The sequence below is a fragment of the Mesorhizobium sp. M2A.F.Ca.ET.037.01.1.1 genome (assembly GCF_003998075.1).
In the GTDB taxonomy this organism is placed as follows: Bacteria; Pseudomonadota; Alphaproteobacteria; order Rhizobiales; family Rhizobiaceae; genus Mesorhizobium.
On the sequence record NZ_RZSA01001565.1, the window covers coordinates 1 to 858 of the forward strand.

The following is an 858-nucleotide window of genomic DNA, read 5'->3' on the forward strand; positions in this document are numbered from 1 at the left end:
GGTCAGCCCGCCGGCGATGATCATGGCGAGGGATGCCTGGCTCAGCACGTTGATGAAATTATTGTAGGTCGGAAAGGCGTGCGGCGACAGGAACGAGAAGACGAGGACCATCGCGAGCAGGCCGATGATGGTGCCATAGCGCGCGAAGACCCCCAACGCTGCCCTGGTGCTGGGCGAAAGCCGTCGCGTGTAGCTGGCGTCACTCATGCGGGAACCCTTTCCTCGGTTGCGGCATAGCTTGCCTCGATGATGGCGTTGCGCGTGAGGTCGCGGCCGGTGAGCTCGCGCACGATCCGACCTTCCGCCATCACCAGGACCCGGTCGCACAGATCGGGGAGCTCGTCCGGTTCGGACGAGATGACGAGCACGGCCATGCCGAGTCCGGCGAGCTCGCGGATGAGACGGTGGATTTCCCCGCGCGCGCCGATATCGACGCCGCGCGTCGGCTCGTCGAGGATGAGCACCTTCGGCTTCGAGCGCAGCCAGCGGCCGATGACCACCTTCTGCTGGTTGCCGCCGGAGAGCCGCCCGACCGGCTGTTCCGGCGAACTGGCCTTGATCGACAGGTCGCGGATCGTCGCCTGCGCCAGCCGCGCCCGCTTGCGCAGGCTGATGAAGGGAAGGACCGGGCTGGCGAGGAGAGGCGTGAGATTGCCGAGGCTTAGGTTGAAGGCGATGGATTTGCCGAGGAGCAGCCCCTCCGTGCGGCGCTCTTCCGGGACAAGGCCCATCCCGGCGCGCACCGCGCCGGCCGGCGTGCGCGGGACGAACGGCCTTCCCTCTATCGTCATGGTGCCGGCATGGGGCCCGTCGGCGCCGGGCGCAGCGAGCTCGCGCGACTGCTCTACGGCGCCGACG

Annotated in this window: 1 protein-coding gene and 1 pseudogene; both read right to left on the reverse strand. The window is 68.3% G+C overall.

Annotated features, from left to right (window positions below; all coding sequences use genetic code 11):
• Nucleotides 1-207, reverse strand: a pseudogene (locus EOA27_RS38405) (ABC transporter permease); the annotation flags it as partial.
• A partial coding sequence (locus tag EOA27_RS38410; protein ID WP_145970902.1) for an ATP-binding cassette domain-containing protein occupies nt 204-858 on the reverse strand: 655 nt, incomplete at its 5' end. The pseudogene EOA27_RS38405 and the gene EOA27_RS38410, both read right to left, overlap by 4 nt.